The 20,652-nt window shown below is 63.5% G+C and carries 14 protein-coding genes; 1 reads left to right on the plus strand and 13 read right to left on the minus strand.

Annotated elements, in window-relative coordinates; translation table 11 throughout:
* Positions 1–12: 12 nt before the first annotated feature.
* The 12 genes from PQG80_RS19485 to PQG80_RS19540 form a co-directional block, all read right to left on the minus strand.
* The gene (locus tag PQG80_RS19485; RefSeq protein WP_271753159.1) at positions 13–2,268 is read right to left on the minus strand and encodes a glycoside hydrolase family 88/105 protein; all 2,256 of its coding nucleotides are present in this window, start codon (positions 2,266–2,268) and stop codon (positions 13–15) included.
* Between the two features lie 87 nt (positions 2,269–2,355).
* Entirely contained in the window at positions 2,356–4,110 is a 1,755-nt protein-coding gene (locus PQG80_RS19490) for a hypothetical protein (protein WP_432432778.1), read from the minus strand.
* Positions 4,107–5,126 carry a sugar phosphate isomerase/epimerase family protein gene (locus tag PQG80_RS19495; protein WP_271753161.1) on the minus strand — a complete coding sequence of 340 codons (1,020 nt, stop codon included), beginning with the start codon at positions 5,124–5,126 and terminating at the stop codon, positions 4,107–4,109. Before PQG80_RS19495 ends, PQG80_RS19490 begins: the two co-directional genes overlap by 4 nt.
* Positions 5,123–5,995 (minus strand): carbohydrate ABC transporter permease, encoded by an 873-nt coding sequence (locus PQG80_RS19500; RefSeq protein ID WP_271753162.1) that lies wholly within the window; start codon positions 5,993–5,995, stop codon positions 5,123–5,125. The genes PQG80_RS19495 and PQG80_RS19500 overlap by 4 nt, the downstream gene beginning before the upstream one ends.
* 27 nt (positions 5,996–6,022) lie before the next feature.
* The gene (locus PQG80_RS19505) at positions 6,023–6,925 is read right to left on the minus strand and encodes an ABC transporter permease (RefSeq protein ID WP_271753164.1); all 903 of its coding nucleotides are present in this window, start codon (positions 6,923–6,925) and stop codon (positions 6,023–6,025) included.
* 84 nt (positions 6,926–7,009) lie between these two features.
* Positions 7,010–8,647, minus strand: coding sequence for an extracellular solute-binding protein (locus PQG80_RS19510; RefSeq protein ID WP_271753166.1), 1,638 nt, complete (start codon positions 8,645–8,647; stop codon positions 7,010–7,012).
* A 476-nt stretch (positions 8,648–9,123) separates the two neighbouring features.
* Positions 9,124–11,376: a helix-turn-helix domain-containing protein gene (locus PQG80_RS19515; RefSeq protein ID WP_271753168.1), complete on the minus strand. Its 2,253-nt coding sequence runs from the start codon at positions 11,374–11,376 to the stop codon at positions 9,124–9,126.
* A 571-nt stretch (positions 11,377–11,947) separates the two neighbouring features.
* A complete protein-coding gene (locus PQG80_RS19520) occupies positions 11,948–12,457 on the minus strand; it encodes a DinB family protein (protein WP_271753169.1) in 510 nt (169 codons plus the stop codon).
* A gap of 131 nt (positions 12,458–12,588) precedes the next feature.
* The gene (locus PQG80_RS19525; protein ID WP_271753170.1) at positions 12,589–12,795 is read right to left on the minus strand and encodes a hypothetical protein; all 207 of its coding nucleotides are present in this window, start codon (positions 12,793–12,795) and stop codon (positions 12,589–12,591) included.
* Between the two features lie 127 nt (positions 12,796–12,922).
* Complete coding sequence (locus PQG80_RS19530) at positions 12,923–13,468, minus strand: PadR family transcriptional regulator (RefSeq protein ID WP_271753172.1); 546 nt, start codon at positions 13,466–13,468, stop codon at positions 12,923–12,925.
* A 169-nt stretch (positions 13,469–13,637) separates the two neighbouring features.
* On the minus strand, positions 13,638–16,604 hold the full coding sequence (locus PQG80_RS19535; protein ID WP_271753175.1) for a DUF4962 domain-containing protein: 2,967 nt from the start codon (positions 16,602–16,604) through the stop codon (positions 13,638–13,640).
* 104 nt (positions 16,605–16,708) lie between these two features.
* Entirely contained in the window at positions 16,709–18,244 is a 1,536-nt protein-coding gene (locus tag PQG80_RS19540; RefSeq protein WP_271753176.1) for a glycoside hydrolase family 31 protein, read from the minus strand.
* Positions 18,245–18,360: 116 nt separating this feature from the next.
* Here PQG80_RS19540 and PQG80_RS19545 point away from each other — a divergent pair, with 116 nt between their 5' ends.
* A complete protein-coding gene (locus PQG80_RS19545; RefSeq protein WP_271753177.1) occupies positions 18,361–19,230 on the plus strand; it encodes a helix-turn-helix transcriptional regulator in 870 nt (289 codons plus the stop codon).
* An 81-nt stretch (positions 19,231–19,311) separates the two neighbouring features.
* On the opposite strand, the gene PQG80_RS19550 is transcribed toward PQG80_RS19545, so the two are convergent.
* A complete protein-coding gene (locus tag PQG80_RS19550; protein ID WP_271753178.1) occupies positions 19,312–20,517 on the minus strand; it encodes a multidrug effflux MFS transporter in 1,206 nt (401 codons plus the stop codon).
* Positions 20,518–20,652: the final 135 nt, after the last annotated feature.

The raw sequence follows: 20,652 nt of genomic DNA on the forward strand, positions 1-20,652 counted from the left end.
TCGGCATGCGCGTCAGTCCGCCGTATCCCGTTCGCGCAGGAAGGCTGCCAAACGGCAGATCTCCACGCCCGCCAGCATCATGATGCCGGTCCCGTGGTTGTCGTTTACGACGGTGAGCAGATCGTATTTATAGTAGTGCTCGGTAAAGGAATATCGCGAGCCGCTGCATACGCCGTGCACGTTGCCGTTGCGGTCGATCGCCTTCGCGGCGAGACCCCGCCAGGCGCGCAGCGCCGCGTCGGTATACCGGGCGGCGTCCTCCAGCCACCCGAAGCGGACGCCCCGCGCGAAGGCGTAGGCGAACATTGCCGTGCAGGAAGCCTCCTCGTAGGCATCCGGATCGGTCAGCACCTGCCGCCACAGGCCGGACTCGCCTTGCAGGGCCGCGATGCCCGCGCACAGCTCGCGGAAAAACGCGAGCAGCGCCGATCGGTCCCCGTGCGTCTCCGGCAGCCGCTCCAGCAATTCAGACAGCGAGAACAGCGTCCAGCCGTTGCCTCTGCCCCATGGAATGCCCGTCGCCTTGCCGTACTTGAAGTCGTACACATGGCTCATGACGCCCCGCTCCGGCATGTACAGATACCGCCGGTAATGCAGGAACTGGCTCGCCGCGTCGTCCAGATAACGCTGTTCCCCGGTAATCCCCGCGTACCGGCTCAGGAATGGCGCGCTCATATACAGATCGTCCGCCCACATCGTGTCGGCCGAATACTCGCCGACGCATAGGCGGTAGTAGGCGCCGTCCCCCCGCCGCTCCAGCCGGTTCGCGATGAAGTCCGCGATCACGTCCGCGATCGCCAGGTAGCCGTCGTTGCCCTCCGGCGGATACGCCTCCAGCATCGCCGAACCGAACGAGCCGCAATTGTCCAGCATCTTCATAAGCACGAGCTGGTGGTTAACCGACGGGAAGCCGTACGCGGCTTTGTCCCAGAGGGAATATTCGTACCAGTCCGCGCAGCTGTCGATATGGGCGCGGGCGTAATCCGCGATCTCCGGGCGGCCAAGCTCGCGGGCGGTCTGCAGCAGGCCGTACATCGTCACGCCCAGCGGATAGTCCCAGCGGCCGAAGTTGGTCGCGGACCCGGCGGTCCAGCGGTTGCTCAGCATCGCGTTCTCGTAATAAGGCCGCAGGCGCAGGCCCGGACCGTCCAGCGCCCAGCCCGCCATCCCGCCTGCGACCGCCGCGCCCGCGCCGTCGGCCAGCTTGAACAGCCGCTTGACGGACTGCACGCCGTCGGGCGCCTCGTCGCTATCCGCGGGCAGCGGTCCCGCGTACAGCCAGCCGCCCGGCGCGCCGTGTACCGGCGCCGGCAGCTCGAAGCCCAGGTCGCCGCGCTCCGCGGATACCGCGATCTCGAAGCCCCAGCCCTGCTCGCCCGTCTGCGCGCCGACCAGCACGTGGCCGTCCGCGAACGCCAGCGGCAGCTCGCGCTCGAATACGCCCGCCTCGGGCAGCTCGATCACCGGCTGTCCGTCCAGCCAGACGGTCAGCGGGCCGTACGCCCGCCCCCGCCATACGCTGCGCGCGCCCCGCGCGGTCAGCGGCAGCCTGCTCCAGGCGTACCCCGCCGCCGCGCCCTGCGGGCGCCCGAAGATGCGCTCGAGATTCGGCCGCCCCGCCGCATCCGCCGGCCACTCGCGCGCCGGCAGCCAGCCGGCGCCGGTGTCCGGCTCCTTCGCGGCATAATCGGGAAATCCGATTCCCTCGCCGTAGATCGTCTCCGGCAGCGCGCCGGAATACGCCCAGCCGGCGGTCTCCCGGCGCTCGGCGAACGGCGCCAGCACCTGCAGGATGCGCACCTTGCCTTCCTCCGCGCCGAAGCGGCAGCCGAAGCCGGCGCCCGTCTTGCGCATCTCGAGCAGCAGCGCGTTCCAGCCCTTGCGCAGCAGGAGCGGGACCACGGCCTTGGCGTCCGGCTTCATCTCGTCGACCGCGCCCGAGCGGTACAGCAGCGCGTCGTTCAGATAGAAGCGGACCGGACTGAAGGGCATGATCCCCGCGTCCAGCGAGCGCTCGTCGTCGCTCCATACGAGTCCGCACGCATAAGCGACCTCGCCGTGCCGCGCGTCCGGCAGCCTCCGCTCCAGATCGAAGTCGTAATAGCCCTCTTCGGTCTGGAGAATGCCGTCCGCCGGGAACGCGCGGAGCGCGAACGGAATCTCGGGATTCGCGCCCAGGTACCGCCCCGCCACCGCGCCGAGGATGCCGGCCGCGTCGTCGCCCAGCCAGTAGCCGATGCTCTCGCGCCGTTCGATATATTCGGTCATGGATGATCCCCCCAGCCTCTGGCCCATATTCTCTATCTCATATTCTCTATCTCATATTCTCTATCTCATATTCTGTCTCATCGGACATCAAGCTTCCTCCCGCGGCACGGTCCGGATGCGGATCCGCGTCTCGAACGGCGTCACGACGTTGAGCAGCAGCGTCCGGCAGTCGGACGGCAGGTTCGCCTCGCGCACGAACGCCGCCGTATGCTCGAAGGCGCCGCCGCTCAGTTCCAGCGCGTCCCCGCCCGCGGCGTATCTCACGCTGCCGGACTTCCAGAACTGCTTGCCCTCTCCCGCCGGCGCCAGCTCTCCGCCCGACAACTCGCCGTCCGCGGCCAGGATGACGGAGATCTGCGCCATCGCGTCCTCCGGCTCGCTCGATCGGATGACGAGCTCCCAACCGTCCGCGGCTTCAACGACATCCGCCTCGACCCGCAGCCGCTGCACATGCGTCTCCTCGCGCAAATGGTGCGGCAGCAGGTACCACGGACTTGTCGCCTCGGCCGCGGTCGGCGGCAGCTGCCCGGCTGCCACCGGACCGTAGTAGCCCTTGCGCTGTTCGCCGGCCAGCCGATAGCCGCGCTCGGCCTCGACCAGACTGTTCATCGGGACGAAGCCCGGCGCGAAGTACGTCGCGACCTGGACGCCGAGCAGCCGCGCGGACCCGTGCCGGAGCGCGAAGAACGAAGGCGTCTCAGCGCTGATCGTCACGCTCTCGCAGCCCTTGCGCACCCGGGCCACCGCGGCGCCGAAGTCGGGATGCAGCCGGCTGTGGTAGATGCGGCCTCCGTGCCCCGCGCGCTCCATCGCCGCCAGATACTGCTGACGCGGGAAATCCGCGTGAAGCAGCTTGCGGTAAGCGGTCGGCAGCGCTGCAGGCTGTACGGCCCGCTCCTGCAGCGCGGGCTCGAGCAGCAGCCGGAGCGCGGCGTTGGTCGGGCAGCTGCCCGGATGCCGCAGCTGTCCGTAAGCGAGGTCGGCGGCCGCCTGGAACTCGGCGTCCCCGTCGAGGCGCGCCATCATGGCATACGGCAGATAATAGGAAGACAAATCGTGCTTATGTCCGAAATCCTGGCGGCCGGAATAGTCGGTCACGACATCGCCGTTCGGATGAACGAGATAGAGCATCATCCGCAGGTTGGCGCGGACGGGCTCCAGCAGCTCGGGCTTCCGGAGCAGACGGGCCGCATGGACGAGCATGATGTCGCTCACCGCGTTGTAGATGCCGTTGCTGCGCTCGGTCCATTCGCCGTCCGGCGTGACGTCCATGCCCTCGGCGATCCACTGCTCCGCCCGGCGCGCCGTCGCCGGCTCGTCGAACAGCTCGTGCAGGAATCCGAGCGCCGCGCAGACGACCCAGCGATGGTTCGGCGTGTGGACGCCGCCCGTGACGAGCGCGGGAATCGTCCGCTCGAGGAACAGGCGCACGTCGGCCGCCGCCCCCCGGAGCGGCTCCCAATCGTCCTGCGCGAGCAGCTGATACACCTGCGCGTAGCCGACGACGACGAACGCCGTATCCGGCGGCGAGTGGAAGTTGGTCCAGCCGGGCGAGATCGTGCCGTCCTCGTGCTGGGCGCCGAGCATGTAGCGGGCGGCGAGCGCGAATCTATCCGCGAGCGCCTCGTCCCGGTAGCAGGGCGAGTCCGGATTGCATAGCGAAGCCGCCCAGATGGCCATCGTCATGGGCGTCCCGGTCGAATGGTTCGGCGAAGCGAGCCCGTACTCGGCGCTCACGATCCCTCCGCAGCTGCGGCTGTTCACGTCCAGATCCTGGCGGTCCATGCCTTCCCGCACCCAATTGTCGTTGATCCCGAATACGTTCCGATAGGCGTTGCTCACCCTAGAATCCCTCCATTTGCCGACCGTGCCGACCCGGACGCTTCCCGCCGCGCCGACAGCTTCCGCTGCAGTATCGCATGACTGCGGTGAATGGTATCCGGCTCGCAGGCCGCCTTAAGCTCGTATACCTTGAGCGGGACGCGGTCGATCGCCTCGAGGAACAGGTCGAACGTCTCGTCGTCGCCGCTGTGCACGTACGGACACCAATGGTCCGACAGTCCGATCGTCTCGTGGATATGCAGGCCGCCGATGTCGTCGATCAGGCCCGGCAGCTCGGCGGCGTTGTCGTACAGCCCCATCCGTTCCATCATCATCCCGTGTCCGATGTCGTACCACAGCTTGACGGGCGATCCCTTGAGCTGGTCGATCAGCCACCTGGCCTCGGCGAGCGTCGGGATCTGATTGCAGCGCGAGCGCGTCTCGATGCCGAGGATGAGATCGTAGCCTCTGGCCGCGAGCGTCTCGGACGCCTGCTCCAGACTGTCGCGGATGCGCCCCAGGTAACCGCCGGCCAGCGCTTGCCGCCGCTCCAGCATCTCGGCCCACAGCGTGCGATAAGCCTCCGCATCCGGTCCTTCCTCCCGATAGATCTCCTGCAGCCTGCGGCTGACGTCGGAGGGAAAAGGCACCTCGCCCGGATGCACCACGACGGCCTTCGCCCCGTAACGGCGGGCATATTCGGCGGAGCGGACGAGCAGCTCGACCGCCCGCCGCCGCTTGTCCGCATCCTCGAAGCCGAGGAGCACCGAGTCGGTTCCGTAGTCGGGATCCGCGATATGCGGGAACGTATTGTGCACGCTCGACACGCCGATCTCGCCGCGCTCGATCATCGGCTCGATCGTCTCCAGCAGCGCTTCGGTCACGTTGTAATTCAGCTCGACCTGCCCGAAGCCGAGGCTGCGGATCTCCTCGATCATGTCCCGGCCCGTCGCATGGCGCTTGATGTTCCAGCAGGTCGAGAACGAATAATCCGCTTTATCCGGCGCAGCGTCCGCGCCCTCGCCGATGAGGCTCATCCCTTCACCGCCCCCAGCATGACGCCGCTGACGAAGTAGCGCTGCAGCCACGGGTAGACGAGCAGGATCGGCACGGTGGCGAAGACGACGCTCGCCGCCTTGAGACTCTCCGGCGTCGCGGCCATGGCGCTCGGCCCCTCGTTCTGCGTCAGGTCCGAGATCATGTTGTTCTGCACCAGCTGGTACAGCTTCAGCTGCAGCGGATAGAGCTCGGTCTTGGTGATGTACAAGAGGGTGTCCTGGAAGCCGTTCCACCGTCCGACCGCGTAGAACAGGCTAAGCGTCGCGATGACCGGCAGCGAGAGCGGCAGGATGATCCGAACGAGGGTGCCGAGCTGGCTGGAGCCGTCGATCTCGGCGGCTTCGACCAGACTCTTCGGGATCCCGTTAAAGAAAGAAATGAGAATAATCAGATAAAAAGGACTGATCAGACCCGGCAGCACGAGCGCCCAGACCGTATTAAGCAGATGCAGGTTCTTGACCAGGATGTACTCGGGGATGATGCCCCCGCTGAAGAACATCGTGACGACGATGATGAACATGAACACCTTGCGGCCCTTGAGCTTGGTATGCGTCAGGGGGTAAGCGGCCGCGATCGTCATGATCATGCAGAGCACGGTGGTCAGCAGCGTCAGAAATACGGTGAAGCCGAGCGAATGAATCATCGACATATCCGACAGGACGCTGCGGTAGGCGTTCCAGTCGAGCTCGATCGGCAGCAGCGTGACGTCCCCGGACATGACCGCGCGGTTGGAGCTGAGCGAGATCGCGAGGATGTGGAAGAAGGGCGCCAGGCAGATCAGGACAAAGATCGTAATGAGAATGACGTTGACGGTATCGAAAATGCGGTTGGACGTGCGTTCGTTCAACGTAGCCCGCTCCTTTCCATAGGAAGCTTATAGAATCCCTTCGTCGGTCAGCTTCTTCGACGCGAAGTTGGCGCCGAGGACGAACACCAGTCCGACGACCGCCTGGAACAGCCCGACGACCGTCGCCAGCGTGTATTGGCCGGACTCGAGGCCCGTACGGTAGACGTAGGTGCTAAGCACGTCGGAATAATCCATGACCATCTTGTTGCCGATCACGAACGGACGGTCGAAGCCGATCGCGATCATATTGCCCAGATTGATGATGAGCAGCGTGGCGATCGTCGTCTTGAGTCCGGGCAGCGTGATGTGCCAGATTCGCTTGAACCGTCCGGCGCCGTCCACCTCGGCCGCCTCGAACAGGTCGCGGTTGATGCCCGTGAGGGCGGCCAGGTACAGGATCGTGCCCCATCCCGCGCTCTGCCAGACGCCCGTGGCCAGGTACGTGAACAGCCAGTGGTTTTTGTCCGTCAGAAAAGGAATGGGCTCGAAGCCGAGCGAGACGATGAAGTTGTTGATCATGCCGGACTGCGTGCCGAACACCTGATACACGATGCCGCCTATGATAACCCAGGAGATAAAGTGGGGAATGTACAAAATCGTTTGAGACAGCCGCTTGAACCACTGGAACTTGACCTCGAACAGCATGATCGCCAGAATCAGCGGAGCCGGAAACGATACGATCAGGTCCAGGATGTTCAGCATAAGCGTATTGCGAAGCGTCTTAAAAAAATCGTGCGAGTGAAATACCTCGCGGAAGGCATCCAGTCCGATCCATTCGCTGCCGGCGATGCCCTGGAAGAAGTTGAAATCCTTGAACGCGATCTGCACGCCCCACATGGGACCGTATTTGAATAGGACGAAATAGGCGAGAGGCAGGACAAGCAAAGCGTACAACTGCCAATAACGGCGAAGGTAAACGGTTCCTCTCATAATGCCGATCTCCTCTCCTGCGCTGCGGGAGTAAAGGGCGGCCTCCAAGGCCGCCTCTTCTCCCTTGTTTGTCTCGTGCGCGGATTACTTGGTCTCTTGGTAGACCTTGGTGCGCTCGTCCTGGATCGCCTGCCCGCCGCTCTGCATGTAATCCTTGAGGGCGGATTCGTACGCGCTCTCGAAGTTAGCCGGCTTGGCCGTCGCGGCCTTGACGATCATCTCTTCGTACTTGTCCTGCAGCGCCGTGCCGTACTTGGATTCCGCCTCGATCGGACGATCGATCAGGACGGGCTTGAACGTGTCGGCGACCGAGATGTCGAGAGCCTTGCGGAGATTCTCCTGGTACGCCGGCGGGAAGCCTGCCGCGAACGCCTGCTTGTTCTTTTCTTCGTCGCCCGTGAACTTGCCGTTCGCCAGGATGACGATGTCGCCGTAGTTGTAGATGCGGTCGATGACGTCCTGCGGCGCGTCCGTCTTCACGATCGGAATGCCGTCCTTCATCTCGTAGTTCTCGCCTTCTACGCCGTTCTGCAGCGCGAGCATGTTCTCCGTCTGGGCCATCCAGTCGAGATACTTGACCGCTTCGGCCGCGCGCTCGCTCGACTTGGGGATCATGATGTACATGCCGTTCGGCGCGTATTCCGGCTTGGCGTGCTTGCCTTCGGAATTCGTGAGCACGTCGACCGGATCGAGCTTGGCCGTCGGCACCGTCTTGAGCAGGTTCTCGTACGTGCCTTCCGCGTAGTACAGGTTCGGATAGTCCTCGGTCAAAAATCCGACCACGCCGTTCTGCACGTCCTGCGTCATCTGCTTCTTGTCCTTGTCGAGGCCGAAGTCCTTGCTGATCAGCCCTTCATTGTACAGCTTGTTGAAGAACTGCAGCGCGTCCTTGAAGCCCGGCAGCAGCGTCGGATACTCGTTGGAGCCCAGCTTCTGCGTGAGCGTGAATCTCTGCTCGTCGGTCGTCGGCTGAATGAACGACCAGATCAGCGGATCGTACTGCGCCGGCTCGATCGTCATGCCGTAAGGGATGACCTTGCCGCCCGTCTTGCCCGGATCCTTTTCCTTGAACGCCTTCAGCGTGTCGTACAGCTCCTGCGTCGTCGTCGGCACCTTCATGCCGAGCGCGTCGAGCCAGTCCGTGCGGATGAACGACGCGTACTTGCCGAGGATCGAGCGCTTGCCGGGAATCGCGAGCTGCTTGCCCTCGAAGTTGCCGTAAGCGAGCGTATCTTCGCCGAGGAACGCCTTGAGATTGGAGCCGTGCTCGTTCAGCAGATCGGTCAGATCCGTGAGCCCGCCCTGCTGGGCGTACCGGTTGAAGGTGGCGGAGTCGTAGGTGAAGACGATATCCGGGACGTCGCTGCCGCTCGCCATCAGCACGTTCAGCTTCTTGATCTCTTCGGAGCGCGGCACGGGCACGAATTCCATCTTAATGTTGTTGGGCGTGCCGAAGTTGTCTTGAATGTATTTCGTCAGATAGCTGTTCGTGATGGTGTAAGGACTCGGCGAGTTGCCGCGGTCGAACAGCTCGACCTTGAGCGTGACCTGCTTGCCGGAAGCGGCAGGCGAGGATGCGGTGCCGGCCGAAGCCGATCCTCCGCCGCTACCTGCGTTCCCTGCGTCCGAATTCGAATTGGATGAACATGCGCTCAGCAGGCTCATGCTTGCGAGTACGGCTGCCAGCGACAGGCTTGCTGCCTTCGTCATCTTTGGTGCCATTTTCACAACCCCTTGTCATATGAATAGGTTCGCCCCATATCGCCGCCGCTGGAGAGCCGCCCTGGAGAGCGGCAGGTTCCACGTTGAAAGCGCTTTGAATCGGGGATGTCCCCAGTATGCCTGCCGGACCGGCACGGGGACAATAAACTAAATTCGAACCGCGCGAAGCCGCTCCGTACGGGCATTTGCGCGGCGATTCGGCGCGGGAGCGCACCGTTTTCCCGAACTAAACCGAATTCCAGCACGCACGTCCCGTCCCCTGGCCGCCGCGTCCGGCAGTCGCGACCGTCATCGGATTCCGCGCGTCGCACCGCGGCGGAACGTTGTTCCGGAATTAAAAAAACGAAACGAGTGCGTCCCGATCCGGACGATCGCACTCATTTCGCAACGCCAATCTGGCGGAATAAACCGAATTCCCGAAGTAAACTTGAACGGATATCGACGCGCATGCCCCGTGCCGCGATGCGGCGGCCGGGTTACTCGGAGGCCGACCGCAGCTTCAGCTTGCGGTAGTCGCCCGGCGCGACGCCGTAGGTCCGCTTGAAGACGCGGCCGAACGTGATCGAGTTGGCGTAGCCGATCGACAAGGCGATATCCTGGATCGGCAGCTTGGTCTCGACGAGCAGCTTCTCGGCCCGATCCATCCGCAGATGGACGAGAAAATCGACGAACTTCATATCGAACTCCGTTTTGAATAAATAGCTCGCGTACTTGCCGGAGATCTGGAACCGGTCGCTCAAGTGCTTGAGAGACAGGTCCGGATCGGAGAAATGCTCCTCGATATAACTCTTCATCTCGTTAATCATGGCCCGGTACGTATTCGTCTTGCTGACGACGACATAGGACCGGTAGGTCTCGCTCAGAAACTCGGCGATCCCGGCCTGCAGCTCGTCAAGCGACCGGGAATCGGCCAGAATCCGCTGCCAGCCCTCGCCTTGCTCGCCGGACAGACGCGACCGGAGTTCTTCGGAGAAAATATCGAGCTCGTGACCGAGCATCCGCAGCATCGTCTGCAGCAGGGAATGGATGGCGTCGTCCTTGAGCCTGTCCTTGCGGAAGCGCTCGAACATGTCCTGCAGACCGTCTCTCCACGCCTCGTTGTTCATGCGGAAGTCCTTGACCAGCCCCGCGATCGTCCCGAGGTACGGCAGCACCGGACTCAGATCGCCGGTCGACATCTCTTCGCCGAACAATATCGTGCCCTGTCCGTGCGACAGCTTATGCCTGAGCGCCTCGGTCGCCGCGCGGAACGATTGCTCGACCTCCTCCAGGCGCCGGACGGCGAATCCGATGCCGAAGCGGAGCGAGATGCGCAGCTTGTCCTCGACCCAGTCCCGGCACCGATCCGAGATGCCCCGGAGATCCTCGGTGCTCTTGGCCCCTTCGCCCGCGGGCAGCGCGATCAGGACGGCGACGCGATCGCCGGCGATCCACTCCGCCCAGCTGTGCATGGCCTCGCCCCGGGCGAGCTCCTGGAATACGTTCATCAGCGCGAACTTCAGCACATTCTGATCCTTGACCGAGTATTGGTTCTGGAACAGCGCGTACTCGCCGATCTCCGCGACCGCGATCGCATAGCTCCCCGCCTCCGCGTCAGGCGGCAGCGGACTCAGCTTGCGCATCTTGTCGGCGAGGTCGCCGCCGAGCTTGTGGCCGCCGACGAGATCGATGAACAGCTGGCTGCGCTGCAGCACCAGGTTCTCGTGATACTGCTTCTCGTAATCCATGGACCTGGAGATCAGGCTGGTCAGTGCGTTGTCGATCATCGCCAGCTCGTCCTTTTTGGAAGGCGGGGCGTCCTGGCGAAGCTGGATCGACTGCAGACGGTTCATGACCAGCTGGATCGGACGATAGTTCTTGCGCGTGATATAGACGATATAGACGACGGCGAGCAATACCGTCAGTATCCCGATCGCGATCCACACGTAGGAGATGACCGATACCCAGGCGTAGAGCTGGCCCGTAAGAATGCCGCTCTCGAATTCCCAGCCCAGCCGGTCCGAGCGGAGCGTGGTCAGCACCTTGCCGCCCGAGGCGGAGCCGCCGGCGCCCTCGGCCTTGTGCGCTTCGAAGATCGCATCGCCCGCCTCGTTCTTGATGATCAGGAAGGAGATGCTGTCGTTCGTCATCGCGTTCACGATCTGCTCGAGCGGGTACATGCTGACGTTGACGACCAGGAGGCCCTGATTGCCGAACGGCAGCGGCAGCCGCTTGTACATGGAGATGACCCGCTGCGGGTTGGGCGTTCCCACTTCCATCAGCCCCCGCACCTGGGACCAGCCGCGGTATTCCGGCTTCTGCAGCGCTCCCTCGATGAACGCGCGGTCCGGATAGGCGGACAGCTCGTTCCTCCCCCTCTCGGTCAGCACGGTCCGGTCGGCGTCCCGGTACAGATAGACCGAAGCGATCAGCTCGTTGTTCTCGTTCAGCGCGCGGAGGCGGGGCGCCAGCGAATAGATCAAATTCTCGTCGTCTCCGGACGTACGGTTCAAGTAAGCCGAATAACTCCCGTTCGTCTCCACTTCCTTCAGGACGCTCATTTCGATATCGTTCACGGTCCGCTCCAGGTTTTCCATGATAAACCGAGTGGAGACGGCGTCCGCCTTGGCCGTTTCTTTGCGGGAAATTTCGTTGACCATCAGAAAGGAGAGGAAAACGATGACCGTGATGGTGATGAAAAAAATGGGGAAGTAGGACAACAACAGTCGGCGAAACCAGCTTTGCTGCAAACGGCGCGCTCCTTTCGATTACGGCGATGGTTCCGGTAGACGCTGCTTATAAATCGTTTTCATATCCCTCTATTGTATCATGGCCGCGCGTTCGCGGGAACCGATCCGTTAAGTTGGCTCACATTGGAAAAGGTGGAATGGAGCTGGCGTTGCCAGTCGGGTAGACGGGATAAGCGGGGGTGAGTTGTTCCTAGTTGAAACTTCCTGTGGGTGGAAGGGAGTGCGCGGGGTTGAGTTGTTCCTAGTTGAAACTTCCTGTGGGTGGAAGGGAGTGCGCGGGGTTGAGTTGTTCCTGGTTGAGACTACTGCCGGGTGGACGGGAGTGCGCGGGGCTGAGTTGTTCCTGGTTGAGACTTCCTGCCGGGTGGACGAGGTCCGCGGGAGTGAGTTGTTCCTGGTTGAGACTACCTGTCGGGTGGACGAGGTCCGCGGGAGTGAGTTGTTCCTGGTTGAGACTACCTGTCGGGTGGACGAGGTCCGCGGGAGTGAGTTGTTCCTGGTTGAGACTTAGCCTCAAATGAAGAAAAACGGAGCCTCTTCCGAGGACTCCGTGTATTCTGCCTTCGTTCGCTTATTGCTGGCTGCGCGCGGCTCTGATCGCGGCGCCTTCCTCTTCGTTGGGACCGTACACGCCGGGAGGGACCACGCCCGCCTGCCGCATCAGAACGGTCATCTGCGCGCGATGGTGGATCTGATGGCGAACGACCAGGTTGAGCACGTCGTTATAGGTCATGTTCATCGAGCCGAACAGGAGCAGACTCTCGGATAGACGCGCATCGGCCCATTGCGCCTTGATTGCGTTCGCGACTGCGACGCTCATGCTTCGGTAGGCCTCGGCGATCTCCGCGGCGCTCGCAGGGACCGGCCGTTTAAAGTCCGGGCCTTCAATCCGAAGCCCGGCGCTTCCAAGGATGCCGGCAGGCGCGCCGGCTACATGCCAGCCGAGATCGCCGATTGACCTGGGACGGGTGTCGGACACCGACTGCTTCAACGACGCGTCGGTCAGCGCCTCGAGCACTTTAAGCGTCAACGCCGCTTCCTGGTTCCAGTCGTTCACGAATTGTTCGATCGTCTGATACATCGCATACATCGCTCCTCTGCTTATAGTGGATATGCACCCAGCATAGCATCGCAGGCGAGTCCGGACAAATTATGGACCGCCCCAGATCGCGACGATCAAGCAACAAAGGAAGGCGATGCCCGCCAAGGGAGTCATGACGGTTTTTCTTGCCTGCTCTTCGATGCCAGATTGCCCAGCGTGTTCAAGGCGAGAAACACGGCTATGATCCATATCAGGATTCGGGTACTCCCGTTCGTGTCGATCGCGATCACCTCCGCATGCGCCAGTAATACAGTCGCGATCAGAACCAGAATGACGGCCGACGGCAGGCTCATCCATCGCAACCGCGCCGGCAGCACGCCCTTATGCCCGCCTCCCCAACTGTAGGCGCCCAGCGGCAAGCCCGCCGCGAGAAGCAGTTGAAATATGGCGATTATCGTCGCGATCCCGCGCCGATCACGGCGGCCCCCTGGACGAGATCTTCGTTCATACGCGTCTCGCCTCCCCCTCTATTTCCTCCAACAACGATCGAAACCAAGATAACATCGAGCGGTGATGGTAAAGTCCCAGCTCCAGCGTTTTCAACTGATACTTGGCAATCTCGGCATACGGGTCCGGCGCGGGTTGACGGCCGGCTTCTGCGCTAGCGGCTTCGAACTGCCGGACCGTCTCCTCCAGCTTGCCGACGAGGGCCGCGACGACGGCCTGTCTCTCCGCGAGAGTGAGAAGCCCGAGAAAGAACAGCTTGGTCGTAACTTCCTTGTCCAGTCGGTTCGAATCGGCCGCGGCCAGCATCCATTCGAAAAAATAGGGCCTGCCGGCGGCCGTGATGGAATAGACTTTTTTTATTCGCCCTCCGTCCGCGACCTCCCGCCGGTCCACGTGACCTTCGCGCTCGAGCTTCTTGAACGCGGCCTGAATGCTGCCGAGGCTGGCGCTGAAAAAGGGCGATACGCGCCGTTCGAGAATCGTCTTGACCTCGTACTGCGTGAGATCGCGCAGCAGCAGCAAACCTAAAATGACGAATTCCATGGAGATCGCTTCCCGTCGTTTGGCCGATAGCCTGAATAGCGTCATTATAATATACCTATTAGGTATATACAACAAATAGGTTTAGGTTGATCCCGGCGCCGTAAAAAATTAAAACTCGCGGCTCCATCGGAGCCGCGAGTTCATCTATGAGCGTATGCCGCGCGTTCGCTTAATGCGCAGGTGCATCGGATCCGGCGCGCCGCAGCCGCAGGACACCGGTCTCGCCGCGGAGAACCACCGGCTCGGCGGCGCCGAGCGCGCCCTTGCGGATGCGGCCGTGCCGCGCGAAGACGAACCCCGCCGGCGCGTCCAGCACCTCGTACTCGCCGGGCGCGAGCGCGAGTCTGCCCCAGGCGACGGCATCGCCGTCGACGTCGCGCCAGACCTCGAGCGCCGTCTCGCCGGGCGCGCCGTCGATCTCGGTCGGCAGCGTCACGGGCGCGAGCGGCCCGGGCGCCGGTCCGTCGCCCAGCCGGAAAGCGTGCTGGCCCTTCTCCAGCCGCAGCGTCAGGCGTCCGGAGGCCGCCGTCCAGTACGCGCCATGGCGGCTCACGCGGTCGGACGGGTCCCCTCCCTCCGGCACTTCGCGGCCGGTGCCCAGCTCGCGCAGGCGGACCGCATCCGGCGCCTGCAGCGCGAGCACCGCGTCCCCGGCGACGGACACGGACAGCCGGCCGTCTCCCCACGCGGCCGTCGCCGGCACGTCGCTCTCGAAGACGACGCCCCCATCCCGCTCGGCCTTCGTGCCGTGCACGAGCAGCAGCGAATCGCCGCGGACGGCCAGCGCCGCGCCGTCGAAGCGGTAGCCGTCCGCGCCGGTGTCGACCGTACCCTCGGACGAGGTACGGACATAGAGGACGGCGTCCCCTTCGAACGACAGCCGGATATAGCCGTCGCGCTCGTCGGATGCGACTGCCGCCGCCTGCTCGCCGTCCAACCGGTAGGGCGCCAGCGTCGCGATCAGAACCGCGGCATCGGTCTTCGGCGTGACGAACGACGCATGCACCTGCGACCATCCGGTCGCCCACGCGACGGGCAGCGCCTCCTCTCCCTCGGGGTCGAGGAAGCGGGTCTCGATCGCGGCCCGGCTGCCGCGCGCATCCGCGCCGTGCAGACGGACCTTCAGCCCGGCCTTCCCCTTCTCGATCGTCGCGCCGCCGTCCGGATCGAGCGTCAGACGCTCGTCGGCATGCAGGTTCCACTCGAAGGAGACGCCGTCCGGATCCGTTGCGGCCAGATCGTCGATCACGACAAAGACGGACGGCTTCATGTATACGATATGCCGGAGTGCGCGGGCGAGCTCGCCGCCCCGATAAGCCGCGACGGCATCTCCGGTCGCCGCGTCGAAGGCGGGGTGGGACGCGAATCCGACCATCTGGCCCTTGGCGTCGAAGTCGTCGATCGGCTGGCCCTGCCGTCCGTCGAACGTGATCGTGTTTCCCGAGTAGGTCCGCTTGGTGTAGCCGCGATGGTGTACGCTGTTGTAATAATCGTAGTACCCGCTCTTGAGCGCCAGCGTCTCGCCGAAGGCATGGACGATAAAGCCGTTCTGGTCCGCCTGGCTGTGGCTGTAGCTGCCGTACGGGCTGGACTTGAAGTACAGCGAGACGCGCTCGGGATCGGTCAGATCGCTGTGCATGGCGACGAGTCCCGTCGTATCGAACCACTTGGCCTTCGGCAGATCGACCGGCGGTCTCGAAGCCAGACGCTCGTCTCCAAAGTAGTAATTGTGCAGGCCGGAGGTCGGCTTGTCGCCGATCGCCTCCGCCGCCCATTGCATGCGGGGATCGCCGTACACCTGGGCCAGCCGGTTCAGCAGGCTTATGCTCGGCGCATCCGGCAGGTAATGGCTGTCGTTGCCGAACACGCCCGTCGGACTGCCGTGCGGGAACATATAGATCGGATACAGCCCCTCGTGCCGCGAAAATGCCTTGGCATAGGCGTCGATGGCGCCCGCGCTCAGCAGCACGTCCATCAGCTCCTTGTTGGAGCCGGACGACCACTGCCAGTAGCCGGTCCCCTGCGACCAGGAGCCGTCCTCTCCTCCCCATGGCGGCAGCAGGTTGATGAATGCGGGCACGGCGCGGCGCACCCAGCCTTCGGCTTCGGGGATATCGTGCAGCAGGATCGTCCCCATCAGGCCGATGTAGCCCGCGATCGTCCAGCCGTGGGAGTCGAACGGGTACTGATAGATCGGCTGACGGTCCAGGTAATGCTCGATCAGCACGGCGATGCGCGTCCGGACCATGTCCTGGACGGTCCGACGCTCCTCGGCGGACAGCAGATCGTACAGCCAGTCGTAGGCGATGGCCGAACGGTACGCGACGGCGCGGTGAACCTGGTCGTTGATGTCAAACCGGGTGGCGGCTTCCGGATCCCAGGAGGCGAAGTTCAGCAGATGGGCCTTGGCGTGCTCGCCGATCGCGCGGTCTCCCGAGATCAGGTAGACGAAGGCCGCTCTCAGCAGGTGGTCGAGCGCGGTGTCGGCGTACTTGCGCAAGTCCTGCAGCGCCTTGACCCATTCCGGCGACACGCTGGATATGGCCCTGTCCATGTACGGGAAGGTCGGGTCCGGCGGCAACGGATCGTCGAGACGCGCGAGCACCGACGCGCGGGTCTCCTCGAAGACCGCCTTGGCGATGCCTCCTAGGCGCCGTTCGCGGAAGGCGTCCAGCTGGTCCGGATTCGTCCACACCCGCGGGTGGCGGGTCTCCATGCGCGAGAGCATCTCGTCGATCGTCGGCACGGGGAACGGCACGCTTCCTTCCGCGATCCTGAACCTCCGGGTGTCGCTCCATGCCGACCAGCCAGCCTCGGGCGCATGATAGCGCACCCGCCAGTACCAGGTCCCCTCCTCCAACGTGAAGGGGAAATTATAGAAATTAGTCGCCGGCTCCGCGTTAACGGCGTCGCTGCCGTTCATCGCGGCCTCGCGCGACAGCTCGAGCCGATACCGGTCCGCGCCGGGCACGAAGGGCCAGCCGAAGTCGGGCGGATTCTGCGTCGTGACCAGCGCGTCCGTCGGACGGAACGGCAGATTGGCGTTCGCGAGCAGCTCGGCGGGCCAGACCGGGCCCTGCCGCTCCGCCTGTTGACGCGCCGGTGAAGCGATCGGATCGTTGCTTGCGTTTTCCATGGTAAACTTCCTTCCTCTTCCCAAATTAAGCCCCATGGTAAGCGCCGGAAGGGGAAAACACAACTCAACAATGTGCAGTTTTATGAACGATGCGCACCTATGCGCTATCGCTTCCTATAGTAAGGAAGCCTGCTTAAAGGGACTTCGATCTCCAGATTCGCGGGGCCGACGACGACGCTGCCGTCGTCTCCCTCCCAGGTCCCCGGGGGGAAGGCTACCCGGCGTGCCCGCGCGCCTCTCGTTACGACCGGGGCGACGAGCAGCGTGCCGCCCAGCATGAATTGATCGCGGACAGTCTCGAGGCCCGTTCCCGGAAATTCGTACGCCATGTGCCGCATTATCGGCTCGCCGGTGTCCGCCGCCTGGCGGGCGAGCGCCAGGATCTCGCCGCCGAACCGCGCATGCAGCCGCGCCGCATCCAGGCAGTAACCCATATGCTCCTCGTCCAGCACCCGCCACGGCGCTGCCGAGAACTGCATCATCGGGAACAGGGCCGAGCACTGGGCGTAGCGCACGAACAGCTCCTGGTCCAGCCTGTCCGTCCGGAAGCTCGAGAATTCCCCGCCGCCGATCATGTCCGGACACGTATACGCGTATCCGAGCAGGCCTTGCGCCAGTCCGTCGGGGATGACGGCGCCGAGACCGTCGCCTTCCCATTCATGCCGTTTATCTTTAAGCCGTTGAACGAGCGGCTGCCCGGCCAGCTTCCAGCAAGCGCGGTACTCGTTCAGCCGGTACTTGAGCCCGACCCTGGCCCAGGCCTCGCAGTGCCCGGCCCGCGTCGCCGGCACCGCGCTCCTGTCGTCGGGCTCGTAAAACTCCGGATCGCCGGCATCCAGCTTAAAGCCGTCGATGCCGTACGCGGCCTGCAAGGCATCCAGTCGTCCGTGAATCCATGCGACGGCCCTCGGATCGGTGCAATCCAGGACGGCGCTGTACCCGTTCCACCACTTGCGGATCGCCGTCTTCCCCTCGCGGTCCTTCAACAGCAGGCCTTGCGGCTCCAGCTCGCGGAACGCCGCGGAGTCCGGGCTCACGAACGGGCACACCCACAGCATCGCCTGGAAGCCCAGCGCATGCAGCTCGTCCACCATCCGCTTGGGCTCGGGAAACCGGCCGGAGTGGAACGTCCAATTGCCGTACGGCTCGTGCCAGTTGTCGTCGATCATGATGACGCCCGGCGGAAAGCCGCGGTCCAATAAGTCTCTGGCGTACTGCAGCACCTTGTCCTGCGTTGGCTCGTACAACAGCTCGATCCATAAGTTGTACTGCGGCGCCGTGAACAGCAGCTCCTCCGGCACGTCCGGCACGGGCGGGAAAAAGGACCGCGACGCCGCGCGGAAAGCCTCGCGCAAATCGCCATGGCCGTCGCCGAACCGCAGCGCGCCAGACCCGCTCGCGCTTAACGCGCCCTCCCCGAAACGGAAGGAAAACGGCTCTTCGCTCCAGATATATCTGCCTTTGTTCGAGATCAGCAGCGGGGCGGCTTGATTGCCGCCGACTTCTCCGGACAGGTCAGCCCCGAACGCAGATGCGCCGTAAGGCATGCTTTTCCCGTCCGCGACCCGTCCTCCCCACCAATACTCGCCGGGCAACAGCCCGATCTCAAGCTCCCGGCTTTCGGGTTCCCGATTCGTCATGATCGTCCACGCTCCTTTTTATACCACGATCTTACCTGTGGGCGTTGGAGGGGACAATCTCAAAGTTGTGCTCTATACTATAACAAAATTGACTTTAGCTCGATGGAGATGATTCGGTGAACAAGCCTTCTGCCTTTGCCTTCCGCTATGACGATCATTCGATCTTGACGCTCGATTCGATCGGACGGCAGGTTATCGCCACCCCGGCCTACAGCTTCGCCGGCGAGGAGCGCCCCGACGCGGGTCATGTGATATTCCAATATACGTTAAGCGGTCAGGGGTATATCGACATCGACCACCGGCGCTATCCGCTGCCGCCCGGCACGGGATTTCTGGTCAAGGTGCCCGGCAGGCACAGATACTATTACCTGGAAGCGGACGAGCCCTGGGAGATTCTCTGGATCAACCTGCGCGGCGAGGAAGCGGTACGGATCTGGGATCTCGTGACGGCGCGGGAGGGTCCGATCATCCGCCGAGGGACGGACGCGCCGCTGATCGCTCACTTGTTGAGTCTGCTAGGCACGATCGCCGAGGAGAAAGCGACGGATAAATATCGCTTGTCCGGCCTCGTCTATGAATGGCTGCTGACCTTGGTGCAATCGAGCCGCGAGCCCGGCAAGGAAGTCGGCGCAAGCTCGGTCACGATCATGGACAAGGCCAAGAAGCTGATCCGGGAGCAGTATGCCGCGCCGCTGACGCTCGACGCGATCGCCGGACATTGCGGCGTCAACAGGCATTACCTGTGCCGGCTGTTCCAGAAGTCCGAGCGGACGTCCCCGCTCGCCTATCTCCGCGACCGGAGGGTCGAAGCCGCCCTCGCCCTGCTGCGGACGACCGAGATGCCCGTCCAGGAGATCGGCCGGCGGTGCGGCTTCGACAGCCCGAGCTACTTCGGCAAGGTGTTCCGCGCATACATGGACATGACGCCGGGGGAATACCGGGCCAAGAATCTCGAGTTCCCGTACGACGCCGTGTATTACGGCTGATGCCGAGACCGACCCTGTAAACGAGACAAAAAGAAGCCCGGGGCACATTCGGCCCTGAGCTTCTGTCATGGGTTAAGCCTGTTAACCGTTCGCGGCGCGCGAGCCTCGTCCGACGAGCAAGAAGTATGCGAGCATCGCCGCGGCGCTCGTGGATAGGATGATTACGCCCAGCGGTACGGCCGTATCCTCTCCCGCGATGCCGACGAGCGGGGAGACGACCGCGCCGAGCAGGAACGGAATGACGCCGAGCAGCGCGGCCGCGCTGCCCGCCATGCGGGCCTGGCTCTCCATGGCCAGCGGGAATGCCGCCGTCGAGGTCATGCCGATGGACGCGACGAAGACGAACAGCGGGATGACCAGCGTGAAGAGCGGGCCGTGAACGAGGGCCACGATGAGGACGGCGACGCTCGCGAGCATGGCCAGCCACAGGCCGACCAGCAGGAACGTGCGCTCGGATACGCGATGCGAAGCGCGACCCACGATCTGGGAGCCGATGATCAGGCTGACGCCGTTGGAGCCGAACAAGAGCGCGAACAGGGTCGGCGAAGCCCCGTATATATTCTGATAAATGAAGGGCGTGCCCGAGACGTACGCGAAGACGCCGGCGATCATGATGCCCTGGGCCAGCATGTAGCCGACGAACTGACGGTCCCGCAGGAGCGAGCCATAGTTCCGCAGCTGCTGCTTGAAGTTGCTCGGGCTGCGCCGCTCCGGCGGCAGCGACTCCCGCAGGCGCCACTTGGTCATTATCCACAAGTAGATGCCCAGCAGCGACAGGGCGATAAATACGCCGATCCAGGAGGAGAACGACAGTATGCCGCTGCCGGCGACCGGCGCTACGAGCGGCCCCAGGTTCCCGACCAGCAGGAGCAGCGAGAAAAACCGGGTGAGCTCGTGCCCCTCGTACAGATCGCGGGCGATCGCGCGGGAGATGACGATGCCGGCCGAGGCCGCGAACCCCTGCACGAACCGGCAAGCGATCAGCAGGCCGATGCTCGGCGCGAACGCGCAGCCTAGCGAAGAGATCACGTACACGGCCATGGAGATCAGCAGCGGCGCGCGTCTGCCGTGGACGTCGCTGAGCGACCCCATCACGAGCTGGCCGATGCCGAGTCCGAGCAAGCACGCGGTAAGGCTGAGCTGCACCAGCGAAGCCGTCGTGCCGAACTGTTCCACGATCTCCGGAAACGCCGGCAGATACATATCGATCGTAAACGGCCCGAGCGTGGAAAATAACCCGAGCAGCAACGCTTGTCTAAGCACATTTTGTTGGTTCCGGTTGGACATTTGAATGCGATCTCCTCGTCTGTTCAGCGAATCTGTTGTTAATCCTATCACAGATTCTCGCAGATTCAACAACAAATTGATGGTTGCGCTTGCATGAAACGGCGGGCCGGAACGCCAGCAAAACGGGATGAAGCG

The sequence above is a fragment of the Cohnella rhizoplanae genome, from assembly GCF_948329515.1.
Lineage (GTDB): Bacteria > Bacillota > Bacilli > Paenibacillales > Paenibacillaceae > Cohnella > Cohnella rhizoplanae.

Coding starts and splice junctions, on each gene's coding strand:
- PQG80_RS19530 (WP_271753172.1), bottom strand. CDS start 13,468: ATGGAATTCGTCATTTTAGGTTTGCTGCTGCTGCGCGATCTCACGCAG.
- PQG80_RS19540 (WP_271753176.1), bottom strand. CDS start 18,244: ATGACGAATCGGGAACCCGAAAGCCGGGAGCTTGAGATCGGGCTGTTG.
- PQG80_RS19535 (WP_271753175.1), bottom strand. CDS start 16,604: ATGGAAAACGCAAGCAACGATCCGATCGCTTCACCGGCGCGTCAACAG.
- PQG80_RS19510 (WP_271753166.1), bottom strand. CDS start 8,647: ATGGCACCAAAGATGACGAAGGCAGCAAGCCTGTCGCTGGCAGCCGTA.
- PQG80_RS19550 (WP_271753178.1), bottom strand. CDS start 20,517: ATGTCCAACCGGAACCAACAAAATGTGCTTAGACAAGCGTTGCTGCTC.
- PQG80_RS19495 (WP_271753161.1), bottom strand. CDS start 5,126: ATGAGCCTCATCGGCGAGGGCGCGGACGCTGCGCCGGATAAAGCGGAT.
- PQG80_RS19485 (WP_271753159.1), bottom strand. CDS start 2,268: ATGACCGAATATATCGAACGGCGCGAGAGCATCGGCTACTGGCTGGGC.
- PQG80_RS19505 (WP_271753164.1), bottom strand. CDS start 6,925: ATGAGAGGAACCGTTTACCTTCGCCGTTATTGGCAGTTGTACGCTTTG.
- PQG80_RS19520 (WP_271753169.1), bottom strand. CDS start 12,457: ATGTATCAGACGATCGAACAATTCGTGAACGACTGGAACCAGGAAGCG.